Source organism: Pseudoalteromonas sp. SG43-4 (genome assembly GCF_014164325.1).
GTDB classification, from domain to species: domain Bacteria; phylum Pseudomonadota; class Gammaproteobacteria; order Enterobacterales; family Alteromonadaceae; genus Pseudoalteromonas; species Pseudoalteromonas distincta.
On sequence record NZ_JACJFB010000013.1, the window covers coordinates 71,730 to 92,440 of the forward strand.

Annotated in this window: 21 protein-coding genes; 8 read left to right on the plus strand and 13 right to left on the minus strand. The window is 40.7% G+C overall.

The features are described from left to right. Window positions 1–16: 16 nt before the first annotated feature. From H5160_RS13570 to gmk, 4 genes are all read right to left on the minus strand, one after another. Window positions 17–409, minus strand: a complete 393-nt coding sequence (locus tag H5160_RS13570; protein WP_002958826.1) for a RidA family protein — start codon at window positions 407–409, stop codon at window positions 17–19. A 12-nt stretch (window positions 410–421) separates the two neighbouring features. Then, on the minus strand, window positions 422–2,527 hold the full coding sequence (spoT, locus tag H5160_RS13575; protein WP_002958827.1) for a bifunctional GTP diphosphokinase/guanosine-3',5'-bis pyrophosphate 3'-pyrophosphohydrolase: 2,106 nt from the start codon (window positions 2,525–2,527) through the stop codon (window positions 422–424). 387 nt (window positions 2,528–2,914) lie between these two features. Next, window positions 2,915–3,190: a DNA-directed RNA polymerase subunit omega gene (rpoZ, locus tag H5160_RS13580; RefSeq protein ID WP_002958829.1), complete on the minus strand. Its 276-nt coding sequence runs from the start codon at window positions 3,188–3,190 to the stop codon at window positions 2,915–2,917. 124 nt (window positions 3,191–3,314) lie between these two features. Further along, the gene (gmk, locus tag H5160_RS13585; protein ID WP_182737756.1) at window positions 3,315–3,935 is read right to left on the minus strand and encodes a guanylate kinase; all 621 of its coding nucleotides are present in this window, start codon (window positions 3,933–3,935) and stop codon (window positions 3,315–3,317) included. A gap of 248 nt (window positions 3,936–4,183) precedes the next feature. On the opposite strand from gmk, the gene H5160_RS13590 reads away from it, so the two are divergent. Beyond that, the gene (locus H5160_RS13590) at window positions 4,184–5,659 is read left to right on the plus strand and encodes an NAD(P)H-hydrate dehydratase (RefSeq protein ID WP_182737758.1); all 1,476 of its coding nucleotides are present in this window, start codon (window positions 4,184–4,186) and stop codon (window positions 5,657–5,659) included. A 13-nt stretch (window positions 5,660–5,672) separates the two neighbouring features. On the opposite strand, the gene H5160_RS13595 is transcribed toward H5160_RS13590, so the two are convergent. The 6 genes from H5160_RS13595 to H5160_RS13620 form a co-directional block, all read right to left on the minus strand. After that, window positions 5,673–6,110: a hypothetical protein gene (locus tag H5160_RS13595; protein ID WP_182737759.1), complete on the minus strand. Its 438-nt coding sequence runs from the start codon at window positions 6,108–6,110 to the stop codon at window positions 5,673–5,675. Window positions 6,111–6,116: 6 nt separating this feature from the next. Next, the gene (locus tag H5160_RS13600; RefSeq protein ID WP_182737760.1) at window positions 6,117–6,536 is read right to left on the minus strand and encodes a VOC family protein; all 420 of its coding nucleotides are present in this window, start codon (window positions 6,534–6,536) and stop codon (window positions 6,117–6,119) included. A gap of 93 nt (window positions 6,537–6,629) precedes the next feature. Then, the gene (locus tag H5160_RS13605; RefSeq protein WP_182737771.1) at window positions 6,630–6,911 is read right to left on the minus strand and encodes a hypothetical protein; all 282 of its coding nucleotides are present in this window, start codon (window positions 6,909–6,911) and stop codon (window positions 6,630–6,632) included. A gap of 136 nt (window positions 6,912–7,047) precedes the next feature. Continuing rightward, complete coding sequence (gene groL / locus H5160_RS13610) at window positions 7,048–8,697, minus strand: chaperonin GroEL (RefSeq protein ID WP_002958835.1); 1,650 nt, start codon at window positions 8,695–8,697, stop codon at window positions 7,048–7,050. A 48-nt stretch (window positions 8,698–8,745) separates the two neighbouring features. Beyond that, window positions 8,746–9,033, minus strand: a complete 288-nt coding sequence (locus H5160_RS13615) for a co-chaperone GroES (protein WP_002958836.1) — start codon at window positions 9,031–9,033, stop codon at window positions 8,746–8,748. 110 nt (window positions 9,034–9,143) lie between these two features. Further along, entirely contained in the window at window positions 9,144–9,620 is a 477-nt protein-coding gene (locus H5160_RS13620) for an FxsA family protein (RefSeq protein WP_002958838.1), read from the minus strand. Between the two features lie 178 nt (window positions 9,621–9,798). Between H5160_RS13620 and cutA the strand changes: the two genes are divergently transcribed. The 5 genes from cutA to accC all read left to right on the plus strand — a co-directional run bounded on the left by cutA (window position 9,799) and on the right by accC (window position 14,499). Continuing rightward, window positions 9,799–10,119: a divalent-cation tolerance protein CutA gene (gene cutA, locus H5160_RS13625; RefSeq protein WP_002958839.1), complete on the plus strand. Its 321-nt coding sequence runs from the start codon at window positions 9,799–9,801 to the stop codon at window positions 10,117–10,119. Then, window positions 10,119–11,948, plus strand: a complete 1,830-nt coding sequence (locus H5160_RS13630) for a protein-disulfide reductase DsbD (RefSeq protein ID WP_182737761.1) — start codon at window positions 10,119–10,121, stop codon at window positions 11,946–11,948. Before cutA ends, H5160_RS13630 begins: the two co-directional genes overlap by 1 nt. A gap of 228 nt (window positions 11,949–12,176) precedes the next feature. Further along, a complete protein-coding gene (gene aroQ / locus H5160_RS13635; protein ID WP_002958841.1) occupies window positions 12,177–12,629 on the plus strand; it encodes a type II 3-dehydroquinate dehydratase in 453 nt (150 codons plus the stop codon). A gap of 38 nt (window positions 12,630–12,667) precedes the next feature. Next, window positions 12,668–13,132 (plus strand): acetyl-CoA carboxylase biotin carboxyl carrier protein, encoded by a 465-nt coding sequence (accB, locus tag H5160_RS13640; protein WP_002958842.1) that lies wholly within the window; start codon window positions 12,668–12,670, stop codon window positions 13,130–13,132. 26 nt (window positions 13,133–13,158) lie between these two features. Continuing rightward, window positions 13,159–14,499, plus strand: coding sequence for an acetyl-CoA carboxylase biotin carboxylase subunit (gene accC / locus H5160_RS13645; RefSeq protein ID WP_002958843.1), 1,341 nt, complete (start codon window positions 13,159–13,161; stop codon window positions 14,497–14,499). A 208-nt stretch (window positions 14,500–14,707) separates the two neighbouring features. Here accC and H5160_RS13650 read toward each other — a convergent pair whose 3' ends face one another. Then, on the minus strand, window positions 14,708–15,409 hold the full coding sequence (locus H5160_RS13650; protein WP_024596672.1) for a FadR/GntR family transcriptional regulator: 702 nt from the start codon (window positions 15,407–15,409) through the stop codon (window positions 14,708–14,710). 199 nt (window positions 15,410–15,608) lie between these two features. On the opposite strand from H5160_RS13650, the gene H5160_RS13655 reads away from it, so the two are divergent. Together H5160_RS13655 and H5160_RS13660 are read left to right on the plus strand one after the other, a co-directional pair. Beyond that, complete coding sequence (locus tag H5160_RS13655; RefSeq protein ID WP_002958845.1) at window positions 15,609–16,367, plus strand: SDR family NAD(P)-dependent oxidoreductase; 759 nt, start codon at window positions 15,609–15,611, stop codon at window positions 16,365–16,367. A gap of 3 nt (window positions 16,368–16,370) precedes the next feature. Further along, window positions 16,371–17,321 (plus strand): 2-dehydro-3-deoxygalactonokinase, encoded by a 951-nt coding sequence (locus tag H5160_RS13660; RefSeq protein WP_182737762.1) that lies wholly within the window; start codon window positions 16,371–16,373, stop codon window positions 17,319–17,321. A gap of 59 nt (window positions 17,322–17,380) precedes the next feature. Here H5160_RS13660 and glpD read toward each other — a convergent pair whose 3' ends face one another. Both glpD and glpK read right to left on the minus strand, forming a co-directional pair. Continuing rightward, complete coding sequence (glpD, locus tag H5160_RS13665) at window positions 17,381–18,886, minus strand: glycerol-3-phosphate dehydrogenase (RefSeq protein WP_165723682.1); 1,506 nt, start codon at window positions 18,884–18,886, stop codon at window positions 17,381–17,383. Between the two features lie 211 nt (window positions 18,887–19,097). After that, the gene (glpK, locus tag H5160_RS13670; RefSeq protein WP_033013631.1) at window positions 19,098–20,597 is read right to left on the minus strand and encodes a glycerol kinase GlpK; all 1,500 of its coding nucleotides are present in this window, start codon (window positions 20,595–20,597) and stop codon (window positions 19,098–19,100) included. Window positions 20,598–20,711: the final 114 nt, after the last annotated feature.

A 20,711-nucleotide genomic window follows, 5' to 3' on the forward strand; every position in this document is an offset into this window, starting at 1 on the left:
CTATAGCCTGTAATACTTAATTGGTAGAAGGAAGTTCCATTATTCCATCTATTTCAACTTGTGCACCTTTTGGAAGTGCACGAACACCTAATGCAGCTCTCGCTGGGTAAGGTTGCTTAAAGTATTGGCTCATAACTTCATTTACAGTCGCGAAGTTAGATAAATCAGTTAGATAAATATTTATTTTCACTAAATCTTGAATTTGCCCGCCAGCTTCTTCACATACCGCAGTGATATTTTTAAATACCTGATGCGTTTGCTCACTAAAGTCTTCTGAAATCATTTCCATCGTTTCTGGCACTAATGGAATTTGACCAGATAAATAAACAGCGGTGCCTACTTTAACTGCTTGGCTGTAAGTGCCAATGGCAGCAGGTGCTTTGTCGGTAGAGATAAATGCTTTATTCATGTGTTTCCTATTTTACTTTTTACGATAGACTTTTTGTACATCAGGCATAACGCGAATGCGGCGCATAATGTTAGCAACGTGGATACGGTTTTTAACGGTAACCCCTAAATCTATCACGTATAAATTACTTTCTTTTTCATCGGTGGTTATTTCTACAATATTGGCTTGGGTTGTAGTAACAACATTGGTTAATTTAGCCAGAGCCCCCTGATGATTAATAATTTCAACTCTCAGAGCTGCAATATATTCTTTCTCTGGGTTATCGTCCCATTTTACAACTAAGTATTTAGAGCGCTCATTTTCCCAGCCACGGATGTTTTTACATTCTTGGCGGTGAACGGTCAGGCCCTTACCTTGGCTTACATGAGCTGTAATAGCATCGCCAGGTACAGGTCGGCAACACTTGGAGTAATTAACTAGCATGCCCTCAGTACCAATAATGGTCGCTTTGGCTTGGCTGGTAATATCAGTTAAGTCGTCACTGTCATTTTGTAATAGGCGTTTGGCAATTAACATGCTCATTAGGTTACCAGAGCCAATTTCTACAAGTAATTCAAGAAGCGTTGTTAGTTCGTGCTCCTCAAGTACTCTCGCTATATTTTCATCAGCAATGCTATCTAGTTTGTTTTCACCTAATGCTGAATCAAGTAAGCGGCGCCCTAAAAGCATAGCTTCTTCATGATGCTGGCTTCTAAGGTAGTTACGAACGCCCAAACGCGCTTTACCAGTAACAATAAAGTTTAGCCATGTTGCATTAGGGTGAGCGCCTGAGCTTGTTATTATTTCTATAGTTTGCCCTGTATCTAAGGGCCTACTTAAAGGGTGCGGCTTGCGATTAACGCGAGCGCCTACGCAGGTGTTGCCTACATCTGTATGCACGGCATAAGCAAAATCGACTGCGGTAGCACCCATTGGTAGCTCAACAATACGCCCATCTGGTGTAAATACGTAAATTTCTTCTGGGAATAGCTCAGTTTTTACATTTTCAATAAATTCAAATGATGACCCCGCACTTTGCTGAAGCTCTAATAGGCTCTGCATCCACTGGCGAGCACGTTGCTGCGAAGTATTACCTGCACCATCACCTGCTTTTTTATACATCCAATGCGCCGCTACACCTTTGTCGGCCATATGATCCATATCGTGAGTACGAATTTGAATTTCAACAGGTATACCGTGAGGACCAACTAATGAAGTATGAAGCGATTGGTAACCATTTGTTTTTGGTACTGCAATATAATCTTTAAAGCGTGTTTCAATAGGTTTATAAAGACTATGAGCTACACCTAATACACGATAACACGTATCCATAGAGTCAACTGCAATTCTAAACGCGTAAATATCCATAACTTCGTTAAATAGCAGTTCTTTATTAAGCATTTTTTTATAAATACTATATAAATGTTTTTCACGGCCTGACACAGTTGCTTTAATGCCTGATTCTTCAAGACGTGCTTCTATTTCATGTTGGATATTAGTAATAACTTCTTTGCGATTACCGCGTGCTTTAGCAACTTCCGATTTAAGTGCGCGATGACGCATAGGATATAAAGCTTGAAAACCTAAGTCTTCAAGTTCATTTTTAATATCGTGAATACCTAAGCGGTTTGCAATTGGTGCGTAAATTTCTAGTGTTTCACGCGCTATTCTGCGGCGCTTATCTGGGCGCAATGCGCCTAAAGTACGCATATTGTGTGTTCTATCAGCAAGCTTGATTAAAATGACTCGAATATCCTGAGTCATTGCCATAATCATTTTGCGGTAGTTTTCAGCTTGGAATTCTTTTTTATCTTTAAAGCTAAGCTTATCGAGCTTACTCACACCTTCAACTAGCTCTGCAACAGTTTCGCCAAATATCTCGGCTAAATCTTGTTGACTAAAATCAGTATCTTCAATTACATCATGCATTAGCGCGGCCATGAGCGTTTCATGGTCAAGATGCATGCCTGCAAGAATTTGGGTTACTTCTACTGGGTGCGTTATGTAAGGTTCGCCACTCGAGCGAGTTTGTCCTTCATGGGCCTCTCGGGCTACCACGTAAGATTTTTGAACCAGCTCTACATCAGCAGCGGGCAAGTATTCTGAGATTTTCTTTTTAAGACCTTCAAAAAGATACATTCACACTCCAATGTTCTAGGGTCTGTTGACCTTTCAGGATTAAAATTTGTTCAATCTAGGGGCGATTTAATTGTGGCGCGAGGTTTTTAGCCTAGCGGGCTAAGTAAAAATCGAGCAACAAAGAGTAAAGTGCCCCTAGGCAGAACCCTTTAGGCAGCGCATGTTTTGCATTTATGCTGCGTTATCGCCTATTTATGGGGAATAACCACACTACATAGGCTCTGCCTTGCCTAAATACCAAACATACTACTGCAAATTTAACCTCGAAAGATAAAGAGCCCTAGTGAAGTAAATTAGGTAAGCTACGAATATACGATGAAAAGAGAGGATTGCCAACGGCTATAGTAGAAATACTGCGCCGTTGGCTAAATCAGACCGGGAGGTCGATTATTGGTTGCCACCAACAATAGCGGCAACAGCAGCTAATTCAGCTGCTTCTTGGTGTTGTTGTTCTTCACGGTCAATTAAGTCCATTGAAGAGCTATCAACTAAACCTAGTTCAATTTCACGTAAAGCAACTACCGTTGGCTTATCGTTTTCAGGGTCTACTAGTGGAGTTTTACCACCAACAGCAATTTGGCGGGCACGACGAGCCGCAACTAAAATTAAGTCAAAACGATTACCAACTGCATCTACTGCATCTTCAACTGTTACGCGGGCCATCACAGCACTCCAAAAATAATTTAAATCAAAGACGTAGTTTACTGCAAGCAGCCACTTTCGCCAATAGCCAGTGTTCAATTTTTATCAGTTTTACTTGCCTAAGCCTGATTTAAATAGACTTAAATTATTTAAGCAGGCTATTTAGTAAAACTTGATGGCGTTCTTCTTGCGCTTTTTGGGTTAAGCGCTGAGCCATTACAATCATTTCTATGTCGCCAAGCGCAGTCTCAAAGTCATCATTAACAATTACATAGTCGTATTCGTTATAATGTGATGTCTCAGATTGTGCTTTTGCCATACGAGAGGCAATAACCTCAGCCGAATCTTGCCCACGATTATTTAAGCGTTGCTCTAATTCTTCTTTTGAAGGCGGTAGAATAAAAATAGTTTGTACGCTTGGCATAATTTTGCGCACTTGCTGAGCGCCTTGCCAATCAATATCTAAAAACACATCAATACCCGCATCAAGTTGCGACTCAATAGCCTGCTTTGATGTGCCGTAGTAATTGTCAAACACTTGGGCCCATTCAAAAAAGTCATCTTTGGCAATAAGCGCTTTAAACTCATCTGTAGATGCAAAGTGATAATGCACACCATTTTCTTCGCCTGGGCGAGGGGCGCGAGTTGTATGTGATACAGATACTTTCATATCAGCGTGTTTTTTTAATAACGCATTGATTAAGCTTGATTTACCAGCACCTGAAGGGGCTGATAAAATAAATAAGTTACCGCGAGTTTGTGCCATGCTTTTCTCTACCTAAAAATAAACAGGCTTGGATTACAAGTAAACCAAGCCTTTAATTAACTGTATTGTACTTTAATTAGCTCACCTTGCTCAAGTTAGACGTGCTCAAGTGAGCCATGTTCAAATTGAAGTGGCAATGTTTTACTAAGTTAGACTTTAAATAAAATTACAGTTTAAAATTGCCAACAGAACTAGCCGCTAGATATAACTATTTGATAAGGTGAAGTATCACCTAGTAAAGAGTCTTTATGCTTAATAAAACCTTATTTACCGCACAACAAGTAAGAGATAATGAAGCTTTAGCGGCTAAAAATAGTCATTGCGATTTATTTACCCTAATGCAGCGAGCAGGCGAGGCTGTATATAAGCAATGGCAGTTATTTGATGCGCAGCATACATTAGTCATTGTTGGCCATGGTAACAACGCTGGAGACGGTTACGTTGTAGCTAGGCTTATTATGCAATCAGGTAAAAAGGTAACAGTATGCGCTGCTGAACCCGAAAAAACATTAAAAGGTGATGCTGCAAAAGCGCAGCAGCTATGGAGAGAAGCGGGTGGGGTGGTTTCTCATTTTACAAAAGATGCTCTTAATGAGTGCGATATCGTTATTGATGCGCTCCTTGGTACTGGGCTTAAAAGCGCAGTGCGTGATCATTTTGCGAATATAATTAACGCTGTAAATAACAGTGGTAAGCCAGTAATAAGCATTGATATTCCATCAGGCATTGAAGCAAATACAGGACAGCCTTTAGGATGCGCAGTACAAGCAACTTCAACCGTTACTTTTGTGGGTATTAAGCAAGGGCTCACAACGACAGCAGGTAAACAATATAGCGGTAAGTTAGTATTTGATGATTTAGCAGTTGGCGATGCATTTACTTGTATAGCGCAATCATCAGGAACCTTGATAAATATTAATAGCTTTAAAGGAATTGCCACGCGGGCAATCAATAGTCACAAAGGCAGCCATGGCAAGCTTTTATGTGTTGGTGGCAATCAAGGTACTGCAGGTGCAATTAGGTTAAGTAGTGAAGCAGCTCTTAGAACGGGTGCTGGCATGGTGAGGGTGTATACACACGAAAGCTCAATAACGCCTATTAGTATTGGCAGACCAGAGCTTATGGTAAGCAGTAATAACTTACATCAAGCGCTAGAGTGGGCAAGCTGCGTTGTTATTGGCCCAGGGCTTGGGCAAGACGAGTGGGCACAACAAACATTCGATGAAGTAATGCAATATTGCCAAAACAATAAAATGCCATTGGTTATAGATGCAGACGCCCTTAATTTACTCGCTAAGCAAGCCTCATCGTATGTGTTAGAGCAATGCGTACTTACGCCACATCCAGGCGAAGCTTCGCGACTGCTAAGTGTTAGTACCAGCGATATAGAATCAGACCGCTTTAATTATGTCCGCCTTTGCGCCAAGCGCTATAACGCGACTTGTGTATTAAAAGGCGCTGGAACATTAATAGATAATGCCCAGCACACGTGGGTGTGTGAAGATGGCAACCCAGCACTGGCAGTTGGCGGCAGTGGCGACGTACTCACTGGTATTATTGGGGCATTACTTGCTCAAGGTTTAACTATTGATGAAGCAGCACGCTATGGTGTAACACTGCACGCTAAAGCCGGTGATATCGCAAGTGAGCGAGATGGGCAAAGGGGAATGCTACCCAGTGATTTGTTCGCAATTGTAAGAGAGTTAGTTAATAAAGTGACGTGAGTTTAAGTGTCACTCAACTATTAGTGTTCGGTTTTAAATTGTTGAACGTTATCGCACCCACTAAAAAGCATACACCTACATAAAGCCAAACACTACTTGCTATAATATTCCACGTATCGGCACGCATTAATGCAGGGATAATTATTAAGCTTCGTATGATACACAAGGTTGCAATAGCAATTAAAGCGGTTCTAGTAAGTACTATGTTACGCACTAAGCCAATTGCTGATAAAGCAAATGCAGTACATGCAAACATGAGTCCAGCTATTGCAATACTACCTAAAGGCGCAAGGAATGTACCTTGCTGTGATGATTCTATTATTTGTATTGGAGCGCGAGCAAATATATACCAGCTAGTGCCACCCCAAATACAAAGTAAATGCCATACAGCCGCTGCAGATGCAATAACTCCCGCGCTTAATAAAAATTTTGCTTTTATATTTAACAGCATTTTATCTCACTGATTATTAAGCTGTAATAAATCCCATTTTGTACCATATAGGTCTTCAAAAACCACTACGGTGCCATAGGGTTCTACTCTAGGCTCTTCGTTAAATGTAACGCCTTTAGAAAGCATTAAATTATAATCTCGCCAGAAATCATTAGTATGCAAAAATAAAAACACGCGACCACCCGTTTGATTACCAATAGCGCTAATTTGTTCGGGCGTTGTGGCTTTAGCAAGCAGTAGATTAGTTCTGCTCGAATTAGCTCCGTTTGAATTTGGAGGTGAAATTAACACCCAACGTTTACCATCTCCTAAGTTAGTATCCTCGACTAATTCAAAATTTAGCTTTTGAGTATAAAACTCAATGGCATCGTCGTAGTCCTTAACAACTAATGCAATGCTGCCGATATGCTGTTGAACGTTAGTCATATTTGGTTTACTCCGTACTATTAAATAAATGTGCTTTTTATCATATTTAGCAAACGATCAAGTAGGGTATATGCCCGCAGTATGTAATATGAATTAACTTACGAGTTCGTCTTCATCATCGAGTGGATCGCCTGAGTCTCCTTTACGTTTACGCAGTTCTTGTTTTGCTTTTTGTACATTTTCGTATGTAGGTGGTGGGATAGGAATAATAGAAATAAGCGGAAAGAATGCTAAAAATAAATAAGCCCCCTTAGACATACTTTTACCCCACGTGACCATTTTGAGCATAGCCCAAACTACGAATGAAAATAACCCAGTCACAAGAGCAACAAAAACAAAGAAGATGAATATTTCGTTATTATTTAATAAATCCATTTAATATAAATCTTAGTTATACGCAACTTAGGTATGGGTATAAATTAAACAATATCAATGATTTTTATTCTAAAAAGCAAAAAACCAGCCGAAGCTGGTTTTTTATATAAGCGAGGTGCTTAAACGGTGATGTTTATCACATCATTCCGCCCATACCACCCATTCCGCCCATGCCACCCATATCAGGTGCACCAGCAGATTCGTCTTTAGGGATTTCAGCTACCATTGCTTCAGTAGTGATCATTAGACCCGCAATAGATCCTGCAAACTGTAGCGCAGAGCGTGTTACTTTAGTTGGATCTAGGATACCCATTTCAATCATGTCGTTGTATTCGCCAGTTGCTGCGTTGTAACCGTAGTTACCATCGCCGCCTTTAACTGCGTTAATTACAACTGATGCTTCGTCGCCTGCGTTAGTTACGATTTGACGAAGTGGTGCTTCCATCGCACGAAGTGCAACTTTAATACCGTGGTTTTGATCTTCGTTGTCGCCAACTAAATCAACTAGCTTGCTAGCAGCACGTACAAGTGCAACACCGCCGCCAGGTACTACGCCTTCTTCAACCGCTGCACGAGTTGCATTTAATGCATCTTCAACGCGGTCTTTTTTCTCTTTCATTTCGATTTCAGTAGCAGCACCTACTTTGATAACTGCAACACCGCCAGCTAGTTTAGCCATGCGCTCTTGAAGTTTTTCTTTATCGTAGTCAGATGTAGCTTCTTCAATTTGTGCTTTAATTTGAGAAACACGACCAGTGATACCCGCTTCTTCGCCAGCACCATCAATGATAGTTGTATCATCTTTAGTGATAATTACGCGTTTAGCTGTACCTAGGTCTTCAACTGTTGCTTTTTCAAGCTCTAAGCCGATTTCTTCAGAAATAACAGTACCGCCAGTTAATACAGCAATATCTTGTAGCATTGCTTTACGACGATCGCCAAAGCCAGGTGCTTTAACAGCTGATACTTTAACAATACCGCGCATGTTATTAACTACTAATGTAGCTAGTGCTTCGCCTTCAAGGTCTTCTGCAATGATTAGTAGTGGTTTACTTGCTTTAGCAACCGCTTCTAATGTTGGTAATAATTCACGGATGTTAGATATTTTTTTATCTACAAGTAGAATAAATGGGTTATCTAGTTCAACAGTGCCTTTTTCTGGGCTGTTGATAAAGTAAGGAGATAAGTAACCACGGTCAAACTGCATGCCTTCAACAACATCTAGTTCGTTTTCAAGTGATTGACCTTCTTCTACAGTAATAACACCACTGTTGCGGCCTACTTTTTCCATTGCTTGAGCAATGATATTACCAATCTCTTGATCAGAGTTAGCTGAAATAGTACCTACTTGTGCAATTGCTTTAGTATCAGAACAAGGAACAGATAACGCTTTAAGCTCTGCAACAGCAGCAATAACTGCTTTGTCGATGCCGCGCTTAAGATCCATTGGATTCATGCCTGCTGCAACAGCTTTAAGGCCTTCATTAACAATAGACTGTGCAAGTACTGTAGCGGTAGTTGTACCATCGCCGGCTGCATCATTTGCTTTAGATGCAACTTCTTTAACCATTTGTGCGCCCATGTTTTCAAACTTGTCTTCAAGTTCGATTTCTTTTGCTACAGATACACCATCTTTAGTGATAACTGGAGAGCCAAATGATTTGTCTAGTACAACGTTACGGCCTTTAGGACCTAATGTAACTTTTACTGCGTTTGCCAGGATGTTTACGCCAGTTAGCATTTTAGCGCGTGCGTCACCTGCAAAAAGTACTTCTTTTGCTGCCATGTTTTAAATTCCTCTAAATTCTTAAATGTTTATAAACGAAAAGTAGGTTTAGCCTACAATGCCTAAAATATTATCTTCACGCATGATCAGGTACTCTTGACCTTCGATCTTTTCAACTTTTTCAACATATGAGCCAAATAACACAGTGTCACCGGCTTTAACTTCTAACGCTCTCACGTCACCGTTATCTAAAACGCGACCATTACCTACGGCTACAACTTCTCCGCGAGTTGATTTTTCAGCTGCAGAGCCAGTTAATACAATACCGCCAGCAGATTTTGTTTCTTCTTCTAGACGTTTAACGATTACGCGATCTTGTAAAGGACGAATGTTCATGTTTTTTAGTTCTCCTAACAGTTTCTGAACAGTACAGAAAAAAGCTTTTCTAATTTGCATTCATTAATGGGGGTAGAGTGTAAAATTCCAAGAGAAAAAATGATAAATTTTTAATCTTTTCGCTCATATTCGCCATCAATAGTCGTTGGTCGTTCCATTTGCCCTTGCTCTCGTTCAGCATGTTGCTGCCCAGCAAACGGCGATGGCCCTTGTTGCCTACCTGCGCTCATTCTAACAGTTGCTTGGCTAGCAAGACCTGCGGCCAGTTTGTTACGAATTGCAGGCGTTAATAATAGTAACCCAAACACGTCGGTCATAATGCCAGGGGTAAGTAATAATACCCCTGCAATTACAACGCATATTCCGGTAAATAATTCTTTGGCTGGCATTTGCCCTTGCGCCATTTGCGCTTGTACGTTTTGCAGCGCACCCATACCTTGTGTTTTAACCATTTTGGCACCTAAAATCGCGGTAATAACAACAAGTGCAATTGTTGCAAATCCGCCAATCACATCGCTTACTTGAATCAGCAAAGCGATTTCGATAATAGGGATGATGATAAACAACACAAATAAAAATCTAAACATAGCGCTCTCTAAATAATGACACTCAAAAGAGTTGATGAAATATAAATGAGGGTGACTAGGTCTCTTTTCAAGGTTAGGGCATAGGTATAGTCATTTTACTGATATTTAAGCGTCTACACATTGTATCGGCTATCAGATACTATGAAGCTAGACACTGTCCAATAAGAATAGGTTCACAATGACTACGCATTTTAAAATGATTTTTACGACTTGCAAAGACGAAGCAGAAGCACGCAGCCTAGCAAGGGCGTTGGTAGAAAAAAAGCTAGCAGCTTGTGTAAATATTTTACCTAACATGGGCTCTATTTATATGTGGGAGGGCGAAGTAGCAGAAGCAACTGAAGCCAAGCTACTTATAAAAACAAAAGCAGATAAAATGAACGATGTGTTTTTAACAATAAAAGAGCTACATAGCTACGAAGTGCCGGAGATTCAGGTTGTAGAAGTTTCAACCGGTAATTTGGCGTATTTTAATTGGATGGACGAGGTACTGAATTAATGCGTTTTTTCTTTTTATTGTTGGTTACATTATTAACTGTACCCGTAAAGGCTGCGACTAATAATGTGCTTGGTGATCTACTTGGGCCTCCGCAACAGACTTTTTTACCTGTAGACCAAGCGTTTGTTTTTGATTTTGACCAACAAGGCAGTACCTTGTTTGTAGGTTGGGATATAGCGCCAGACTATTATTTATATAAAAAGAAAATAGAAATTATCGCCAAAGGTGCAAACATTCAAGTAGGCGATTCTGGCCGTGGCGAAATTATTGAAGATGAATTTTTTGGTAAAACAGAGGTTTTTTTTAATTCCGCGAGTGTTATTAGTAAGCTAAGTAATGTAACCGAAGGCGCCGTGGTTAAAGTTCGTTACCAAGGCTGTGCAAAAGCAGGGCTTTGCTATCCACCAGAAGTAATTAGCATCCCACTTAGTGTTATTAGTGGCGCACAGGTTAAAAATGTAGATCAAAATAGCGCCACCGATGAAGCGGCAACTGCGCAAAGCACATTTGCAGCACTCAACGAGCCAGCTACTGAACCTACAACAAATTCGGATGATACCGAAAAAGAACTTACTTTTACTGAACAGTTAGCAAGTCAGGGCTTAATAACTAATTTACTTATATTTTTTGTTGTTGGTGTAGGCCTTGCTTTTACGCCTTGCGTATTTCCAATGTTTCCTATTTTGTCGAGCTTAATTGCGGGTCAGCAAAACCTTTCAACTAAAAAAGCGTTTGCGTTGTCGTTTGTATATATACAAGGCATGGCAGTTACCTATGCAGCGCTTGGTTTAGTTGTTGCGGCGCTTGGTGGGCAAGTGCAGGGGTATTTACAGCATCCATTTGTATTAGTTAGCTTTAGTTTACTATTTGTATTATTGGCTATGTCGATGTTTGGTTGGTACGAAATAAAACTGCCAAGCAGTATGATGAGCAAGCTAACTCAGGTAAGTAACAATCAAAAAGGCGGCAACTACGTTGGCGTATTTTTAATGGGCGTACTGTCGGGGCTAATTGCATCACCATGTACTACAGCGCCACTGTCGGCGGCACTCTTATTTGTTGCGCAAAGTGGTGATTACTTAGTAGGTGGTTTAACACTATACGTGCTTAGTTTAGGTATGGGGTTACCACTTTTATTACTTGGTACATCTGGTGGTAAATTACTGCCTAAAGCCGGTGGTTGGATGGAGCAAGTTAAAACCTTGTTTGGTTTTGTGATGCTCGTTGTGCCGCTTATATTACTTGAGCGACTAGTGAGCGCCGACATTATATTATTAATGGCCGGTGTGCTTGCATTAGCAACGGCACTTTACCTACATCACTGGCAAAGCAGCCAAACACAAAGCAAGTTAAAAACTGCATTATGGTTTGCTGCAACGCTATTAGTTATGACAGGGTTTACGTTAACTAAAAACTACTTTTGGCCAGTACAAGCTGTGCAAGTAAGCTCACAAAGTAATGAGTTTAAAAAGGTGGCGGATTTAGCTGAGCTAAAAGAAGCCGTAGCGCAAGCGAGTAATGAAGGTCGAATGGTTATGGTCGACTTATATGCTGACTGGTGTGTGGCGTGTAAAGAGTTTGAGCATTACACGTTTCCAGATGCCAAAGTGCAAAGTGAATTTAGCCATTATCAGCTAATTCAAGTTGATTTAACTAACAGTGACAATAAAACAATTGAGTTAATGGAAGAGTACACCGTGTTTGGTTTACCTAGTATTTTGTTTTTTAACACCCAAGGTAAAGAGCTAACTACACAACGTGTAACCGGCTTTTTAAACGCAGAAGATTTTGCTAAACACCTTGCTACAGTGCGCGCCAGCGCACAATAATAGTGCAATAGAGCCACTTGGATATACCAAGTGGCTTACGACTCCCTCCTAGTTCTTCGTTCCCAAAATAGAGATTGGACCAGTATTTTGCTGCTATTTACATCGAAATCACTATAATAGTTGGTTAACGTGAGAATTTGTTGCTACATTACTTTTTTCTGCTTACTTAAAAGCGAAAAACTACTTAGCAACCGCTTAACTCATTACTTATAGGATATATCGCGTATTATGGCTGCAAAATTTAACCTTTTAGTTATAAATGGTCCAAATTTGAACATGCTTGGCAAGCGTGAACCGGATAAATACGGTTTTCAAACGCTAAGTGAAATTATGAGCGAACTAACCAGTGCCGCTGATAGTCTAGATGTTGAGTTAGCACATTTTCAAAGTAATAGTGAGCAAGCCCTCATTGAGCGAATACACAGTGCTTGGCAAGCGGTTGATTACATAATAATTAACCCTGCTGCATTTACGCATACAAGCGTTGCATTACGTGATGCATTGCTAAGTGTTGATATTCCGTTTTTTGAAGTGCACTTAAGTAATGTGCACGCACGTGAAGCCTTTCGTCATCATTCGTATTTTTCTGATGTGGCACAAGGCGTGATATGTGGATTAGGTGCAATGGGTTACCACGCAGCATTAAATGCCGCTGTGAGCCGGTTGAAAAACTCGATTTAATTTTAAATTAACACACAAACAAACAGGCGGGTCGTGTAATGGATATTCGCAAGATAAAGAAGCTTATCGAATTAGTAGAAGAATCAGGTATTGCTGAGCTAGAAATCACTGAAGGTGAAGAATCAGTACGTATTAACCGTAACAACATGAGCGCAGGCCCTGGTTACCCGCAATTTGCTCCACAGCAATATGCACCGGCGCCAGCAGCCCCAGCTCCAGTTGCAGCAGCTCCTGTAGCAGTTGAAGCAGCAGCTCCAGCAGAACCTACTGGCCATCAAGTTAAATCACCAATGGTTGGATCTTTCTATGCAGCAGCGTCTCCTGAAGCTCCAGCGTATGTAGAAGTTGGTCAGCAAGTTAAAGTTGGCGATACGCTTTGTATTATCGAAGCTATGAAAATGATGAACCAAATTGAGTCAGATAAAGCCGGTACAGTAAGAGCTATCTTAGCTGAAAATGGCGAGCCAATAGAATTTGATCAACCTCTATTCATCATTGAATAATAGCGTAACCTAAAAGGCCAACTCTAATGTTAGATAAAGTAGTCATTGCAAACCGAGGTGAAATTGCACTTCGTATATTGCGCGCCTGCAAAGAGCTTGGGATCAAAACGGTTGCTGTGCATTCAACGGCGGATCGCGATCTTAAGCATGTATTGCTTGCAGATGAAACCATCTGTATTGGTAGACCATCAGCAACTGAAAGTTATTTAGATATCCCGCGCATTATTGCTGCGGCTGAAATAACTGACGCTGTAGCGATTCATCCAGGTTACGGTTTCCTTGCAGAAAACGCTGATTTTGCCGACCAAGTTGAGCAAAGTGGTTTTGTATTTATTGGTCCAAAAGGTGACACTATTCGCCTTATGGGTGATAAAGTTTCTGCTATTTCAGCAATGCGTAAAGCAGGCGTTCCATGTGTACCAGGGTCTGATGGTCCGGTATCAGATGATAAAGAACGTAACATGCAAATCGCTAAACGAATCGGTTACCCGGTAATCATCAAAGCCGCTGGTGGCGGTGGTGGTCGTGGTATGCGTGTTGTTCGTAGCGAATCTGAACTTATTGATTCAATTGCATTAACACAGCAAGAAGCTAAGCAGTTCTTTGGTAATAGCATGGTTTACATGGAGAAATTCCTTGAAAACCCACGCCATATCGAAGTTCAAGTATTAGCAGATGGCCAAGGTAATGCAGTACATTTAGGTGAACGTGATTGTTCTATGCAACGTCGTCACCAAAAAGTAGTTGAAGAAGCACCAGCGCCAGGTATTACTGCAGAAACACGTAAATTTATTGGTGAACGCTGTACACGTGCATGTATCGAAATCGGTTACCGCGGTGCAGGCACGTTTGAGTTTTTATACGAAAACGGCGAGTTTTACTTCATCGAAATGAATACACGTATTCAGGTTGAACACCCTGTAACTGAAATGGTTACTGGTATTGATTTAATCAAAGAGCAGTTAAAAATTGCTGCGGGTCAACCATTATCATTCACGCAAGACGACGTTGTTATTCGTGGTCATGCTATTGAGTGTCGTATTAATGCTGAAGACCCTGAAACGTTTATCCCTTCACCGGGTAAAATTACACGTTTCCATCCTGCTGGTGGCTTAGGTATTCGTTGGGACAGCCATATTTACGCTGACTATACGGTTCCACCACATTACGATTCAATGATTGGTAAGTTAATCACTTACGGTGAAAACCGTGACGTAGCTATTGCCCGCGCGCGCAATGCACTTAACGAGCTAGTAATTGACGGAATTAAAACTAATACTCCTTTGCATAAGAGAATTCTTGCAGATGAAAACTTCCAAAATGGTGGTACTAACATCCACTATCTTGAGAAGAAATTAGGATTGTAATTCTAGCCTGTAAAAAGGCGTTTTATCTTAGTTAATAACCCGAGTTATTAAGCTGATTTAAATAATTAAAAATCCGATATCAGGAGACTGATATCGGATTTTTTAATGCCTGTAATTTAAGTTTTATAGGCAATAAAAAAGTCCATAAAATATACTGCAAAGAGTAAATTCGATGGACTCAATATTTATATAATATGTTGAACTAACATTACACTAATTTAGATTCAATTAACTGTAGTGCTTCTTCTAAAATTGTTTCTACTGCTTTTTTAGCGCGCTCAGGATCGCGTGACTTTATGGTCTCTAAAATATCAGCGTGCTTAGCAACGTCTGCGCCCGGTACACCTTTAATGTGGTTTGTATAACGAATACTTACTCTAAGAGCAGTACTAATAAACTCAGTTAATTGCACAAAAAAGCGATTGTTACTGGCCACTAATATGCTGGTATGAAAAGCAATGTCGGCTTCTAATGGGTCGTCTAAGCCTTCGTCTGCTTCAGCCATACGGGCTAAGGCACTATCTATATCAGCGAGTTGTTCAGCAGTTGCATTTAGTGCTGCAAGAGCGGCCGCTTGTGGTTCAAGGGCTACGCGTACTTGAGTAAACTCTTTTAATAACGACAGTGATGGCTTACTGCTTAAAATCCAACGTAGTACGTCGGTATCAAACATGTTCCAGCTACTTTCAGGTAATACACGAATACCTTGCTTAGGACGCGATGAAATTAACCCTTTAGCAGAAAGCATTTTTACCGCTTCGCGGGTAGCGCTGCGACTTACATCATACTTTATACATAAATCGGCTTCAGAAGGCAGGCCTTCGCTTACAGGGTAAACACCACGCACAATAGCAAAACCCAAATCGTGGGTTAATTGTTGTGTTAAATTTTGACGGGGTTGGCTTTTCATTGCGCAGGATTCCGAGTTGATATATTGCTTTATTATATATCATATATCATATTAATGTACTCAAGGATATGATATAAACTTTTAATTAGCTAAATATTTTAACACAGCAATAACAACTTAGTTTGGCTCTTTATACTGTAAATGTAAGTTTATAAAGAGTTTAAATAAAATTGAAAATGCGCTGTATGGAGAGTTGAATTTGAACACCCTAGCTCAATATCATAGTCTTTCTGGTAAAGTTATTTTTATTACAGGCGGTGCATCAGGCATTGGTAGAGCAATGGTTAAATCCTTTGTAAACCAAAATGCAAAAGTAGCATTTATAGATATTGATGATAAGGCAGCGCAATCGCTTATTCGTGATTTACCCAATGCAAAACTATGGTATAGGCAAGTTGATGTAACTGACTCTCATGCACTTCAGCAATCACTTGTGGATGCATGCGCCGCTTTTGGTGCCATTAATGTACTAGTTAATAATGTAGCGAACGATCGCCGTCAAGCAAGCGAAGACGTTACAGTGCAAGACTGGGATCAGTGCTTACAAATAAACTTAAACCCTGCATTTTTTGCCTCTCAAGTTGCTATGTCTTTTATGAAGGGCGATGGAGCGGGCAGTATCATTAACTTTAGTTCTATTAACGCTATTATGGGGCAACCTCAAATGGCAGGCTATGTAACCGCAAAAGCAGGCCTAATTGGTATGACTAAGGCACTGGCTCGCGATTACGGCGAGTTTGGTATTCGCGTTAACGCTATTTTACCAGGGTGGGTGGCTACCGACCGTCAACTAGCAAGCTGGTTTACCGAAGAAGAGCAAGTTAAGTGGATGGAAGCCATGGCGCTTAAAAAATTAGTAACTCCTGAAGATGTTGCTAATTTGGCACTCTTTTTAGCCGCCGATGAAAGCAGTATGATCACCGGGCAAAGTATTAAAATTGACGGTGGGAGGCTTTAAAGCTTGGCTACTTCATCTCTTTTTATTGCTGTTGACTGGGGCACGAGCCATTTACGCGCTTATTTGTGCGAAGTACGAGCGCAATCAACACTTAAATTATTAGCACAACGTGATGGCCCAGGTGTTGTTAAAGCAAATCAAAATTTTGAGCAAACCCTAATCGACACCATTGCAGTGTGGAAGCAAGAATATGGCAGCTTACCTATATATATTGCAGGACAAATTACCTCAAGCATCGGCTGGCACGAAACACCTTATTTAGAATGCCCAATTAATCCCGAAGGGTTACTTAATGCTGCTGTTAGCTTTGATTGCGATGGGCATATTATTAAAGCGTTACCTGGCACAAAGTGTACGCTGCAAAATGGCTTGTTTGATGTAATGCGCGGCGAAGAGCTGCAAATTTTAGGGTTTTTAAAGCAAAACCCAGAGTATCAACAAGGTAAAATATTACTCTGTTTGCCTGGCACACATACCAAATGGGTGCTTATAAACAATGGCGAAATCATTTGCTTTAAAACAGCCATGACCGGTGAGTTATATGATTTGTTATGTCATCAAAGTGTTTTAATTCCTAACGACTGTGCAGAAGGTGAGTTTGACTTTAAAGCATTTGAGCAAGGCTGTGAGCTAACTTTAGGTAGTGATAGCGGTAACTTGGCACATGGTATTTTTAGTGTGCGTACCCGCCAGCTTTCAAAGGAGTTAACGCCAGTACAAGCTAAAGCCTATTTGTCGGGTGTATTAATTGGCAGCGATGTACGAGCAGCTCGCCACGCTAGTGAATGGCAATTATTAAGTGATACACAAGTTGTGGTGATTGGCACAAAGCAACTTAATATGTGTTTTACCACAGCACTTAAGCAAATTGGTGTTAAGTGTGTTGAGTTTGATATTAAAACAGCGACGCTTAGTGGCTTTAATTATTTATTTAATTTAGAGTCAAAAAAATAAACCCCTTTATAACGGTTAAATTATAAAGGGGTTAACAGGAAGCTATTATAACTTGATAGTTAAGCGCTTTTAGCTGCTTGGTTATGCTCAATATAATCATTAAGCGCAGCAACTTGCGCCTCATTAAAACGTAGTCCTAATTTACTGCGGCGCCATAAAATATTGTATGCGTTTTCTGCCCACTCTTCATTTAGCAAGTAATCTACTTCTGCTGCAAATAAACCATGGCCAAAATCCTGGCCTAAATCACTCAGCCCAGTTGCACTACCTAAAATATGTTTAGCACGAGTACCATAAGTGCGTACAAAGCGTTTAAGTGTTATTTCAGGTAGCCATTCGTATTTTGCTTTTAGCTCTGATTTAAGTGCTTCTACAGAGCTAAAATCACCACCAGGGAGCGGACTATGTTTGGTCCACGCATTGCTCATTTGCGGATAAAAATCTTCAAGCTTATTAACCGCAGCTTCGGCAAGTTTGCGATAAGTTGTAATTTTTCCGCCAAACACACTCAGTAGAGGTGTTTGCTTAGCATCACTCGAAAGCTCTAATTTATAATCGCGAGTAACGGCTTGTGCATTAACTGATTCGTCATCAAGTAATGGGCGTACACCAGAAAAGGTATGTACTATGTCTTCGCGTTTAATCGGTTGTTTAAAGTAGGTATTAGTAATATCAATTAAGTAATCAATTTCTTCATCACTAATTTTAACGTCTTGTGCTTCACCTTTGTGTTCTACATCGGTTGTGCCAATAAGTGAGAAGTCATCTTCAAACGGAATAACAAACACAATCCGCTGATCTTTATTTTGTAAAATATAAGCTTGTTTTTCATCGTGAATACGAGGCACTACAATGTGGCTACCTTTTACAAGGCGAATATTTTGTGGTGATTTTTCTGTTAGTGCTTCGTCAAATAATTTAGCAACCCAAGGACCCGCAGCATTAACAATCCCTTTGGCAGAAATGGTGTATTTAGCTTTACTCTTTTGCTGCTCAAGCGTTACCTGCCATTTACCTTGCTCACGTTTAGCATGTACACACTTAGTTTGCGTGGTAATAACAGCACCTTTTTGCTGCGCTGCTAGGGCGTTTAAAACGACTAGGCGAGAGTCATCAACCCAGCCATCTGAGTATTCAAAACCTTTAGTAATAGAGGGTTCTAAAACGCTATTTTCACCAAATTTAATGCTTCGAGAACCCGCTAGTGTTTCGCGTTTTGCTAGATTGTCATACATAAACAAGCCAATACGAATCATCCACGCAGGGCGGAGGTGTTTTTGATGCGGCAACCTAAAGGTTAGCGGCCACATAATATGAGGTGCGTTTTTAAGTAGCACTTCACGCTCTGCTAGCGCTTCTTTTACTAATCTAAATTCGTAATGCTCAAGGTAGCGCAGACCGCCGTGGATCAGCTTAGAACTGTTTGAAGATGTTGCACAGGCAAGGTCTGATTGTTCGCACAATAGAACTTTTAACCCTCTGCCAGCTGCATCAGCTGCTATTCCAGTGCCGTTTACACCGCCACCGATGACTAGTAAGTCATATTCGTTATCTGCTAATTCCACCGAGCTAACCTTTTTATTTGTAATATAAATAAGACATAAACATCATAAAGCTGCTGTTTTCATTTGACAATAGAAAACCCAGTTTTTTATTCGTTAATTTTGACGCCAATCCATTTTCAATTTAAAGCAGTAAAACATGCCTTTTAAATCTAGCATTTAGCTAAGTTAAAAAAGCAAAGTGGCTAAAGTACTGGCCTTAGCCACTTAGTATTTACTGCGGGCAGTTTTTATTCGTTAAGCAGACTTGAGCTACGCAGTGCTGCCATTTTGCGTATAGATCGTTACGCTCGTCGGCACTCATGGTGGGCTCAAAGCGACGGTCGCATGTCCACATTTTAGATAACTGTTCAGTTGACTCGTACACACCTGCTTGCAAGCCTGCTAAATAAGCGACCCCTAAAGAGGTGGTTTCGGTCACTGTTGGTCGCTCAACTGTTGCACCTAAAATATTTGATAAAAAGGTCATAACCCAATTATTTTTTACCATACCGCCATCTACACGAAGCACACTTGGGCGAAGGCCATCACGCTCCATCGCTTTTTGTAAATCTTTGGTCTGGTAGCCAACTGATTGCAGCGCTGCAGCAACAATAGTGCTAATACCAGAGTCGCGTGTTAGCCCTAAAATAGCGCCACGTGCATTAGGGTCCCAATAAGGAGCGCCTAAACCAGTAAACGAAGGCACTAAAAATACACCATGATCGAGCGGTACATCTTTAACCATCGACTCACTTTCGCCAGCATGGCTAAGTAGTTTTAAGCCTTCAACAATCCACTGCATAGTTGCGCCAGCCATAAATATACTGCCTTCAATGGCGTAAGTTGGCTTGCCGTTTAATCTATAAGCAACAGTGGTCAGTAAGCGGTTTTCTGAGGTCAGTGCTTTTTCGCCAGTGTTAAGCATTAAAAAACAGCCAGTACCGTAAGTACTTTTAGCCATGCCTTGTTCAAAACATGCGTGTCCTACAAGCGCAGCTTGTTGATCGCCTGCAATACCACAAACACGAATTGGCGCGCCAAAAATGTCAGCGCTGGTTGAACCAAACTCGTCAGCTGAATCCATTACTTCTGGCAGCATAGATTCTGGAATATCGAATAACTCTAAAAGCTCTTGATCCCACTGCTGGGTATGAATATTAAATAACATGGTGCGCGATGCATTGGTTGCATCGGTTCGGTGCTCTTTACCGCCAGTTAGCTGCCAAAGTAGGTAAGTGTCAACCGTACCGAAGGCGAGTTCGCCTGCAAGGGCTTGTTCGCGTGCGCCTTCAACGTTATCTAAAATCCAACGAACTTTAGTGGCCGAAAAATAAGGGTCGAGTAATAAGCCTGTTTTATCGCTTATTGTTTGGCAAAGCTCATCAGTTGTTAGGCTTTCGCAATAGTCACTAGTGCGACGGTCTTGCCATACAATAGCGTTATAAATTGTTTTGCCTGTTTTTTTGTTCCATACCAAAGTGGTTTCGCGCTGATTGGTGATACCAATGGCAATAATTTCTTCAGGCTTTACATCGTTTTTAGTTAACACTTCGCGACTAGTGCTAAGCACTGTTTGCCAAATATCGTTAGGGTCGTGTTCTACCCAACCATTTTGTGGAAAATGCTGCGAAAATTCTTGTTGTGCTGTACCAAAAACGTCTGCATCTTTTGTAAACAAGATGGCCCGAGAGCTTGTGGTTCCTTGATCAATTGAGAGTATGTATTTGGACATGATATTTGTGTTATTTATCTTATCTTATATATGACTAGATTGCCTTTAACCGAAGTTAATGGCAATGGTTTTTTCTTAAAATAGCAGATTAAAAAATAAACACGCTGATATTTG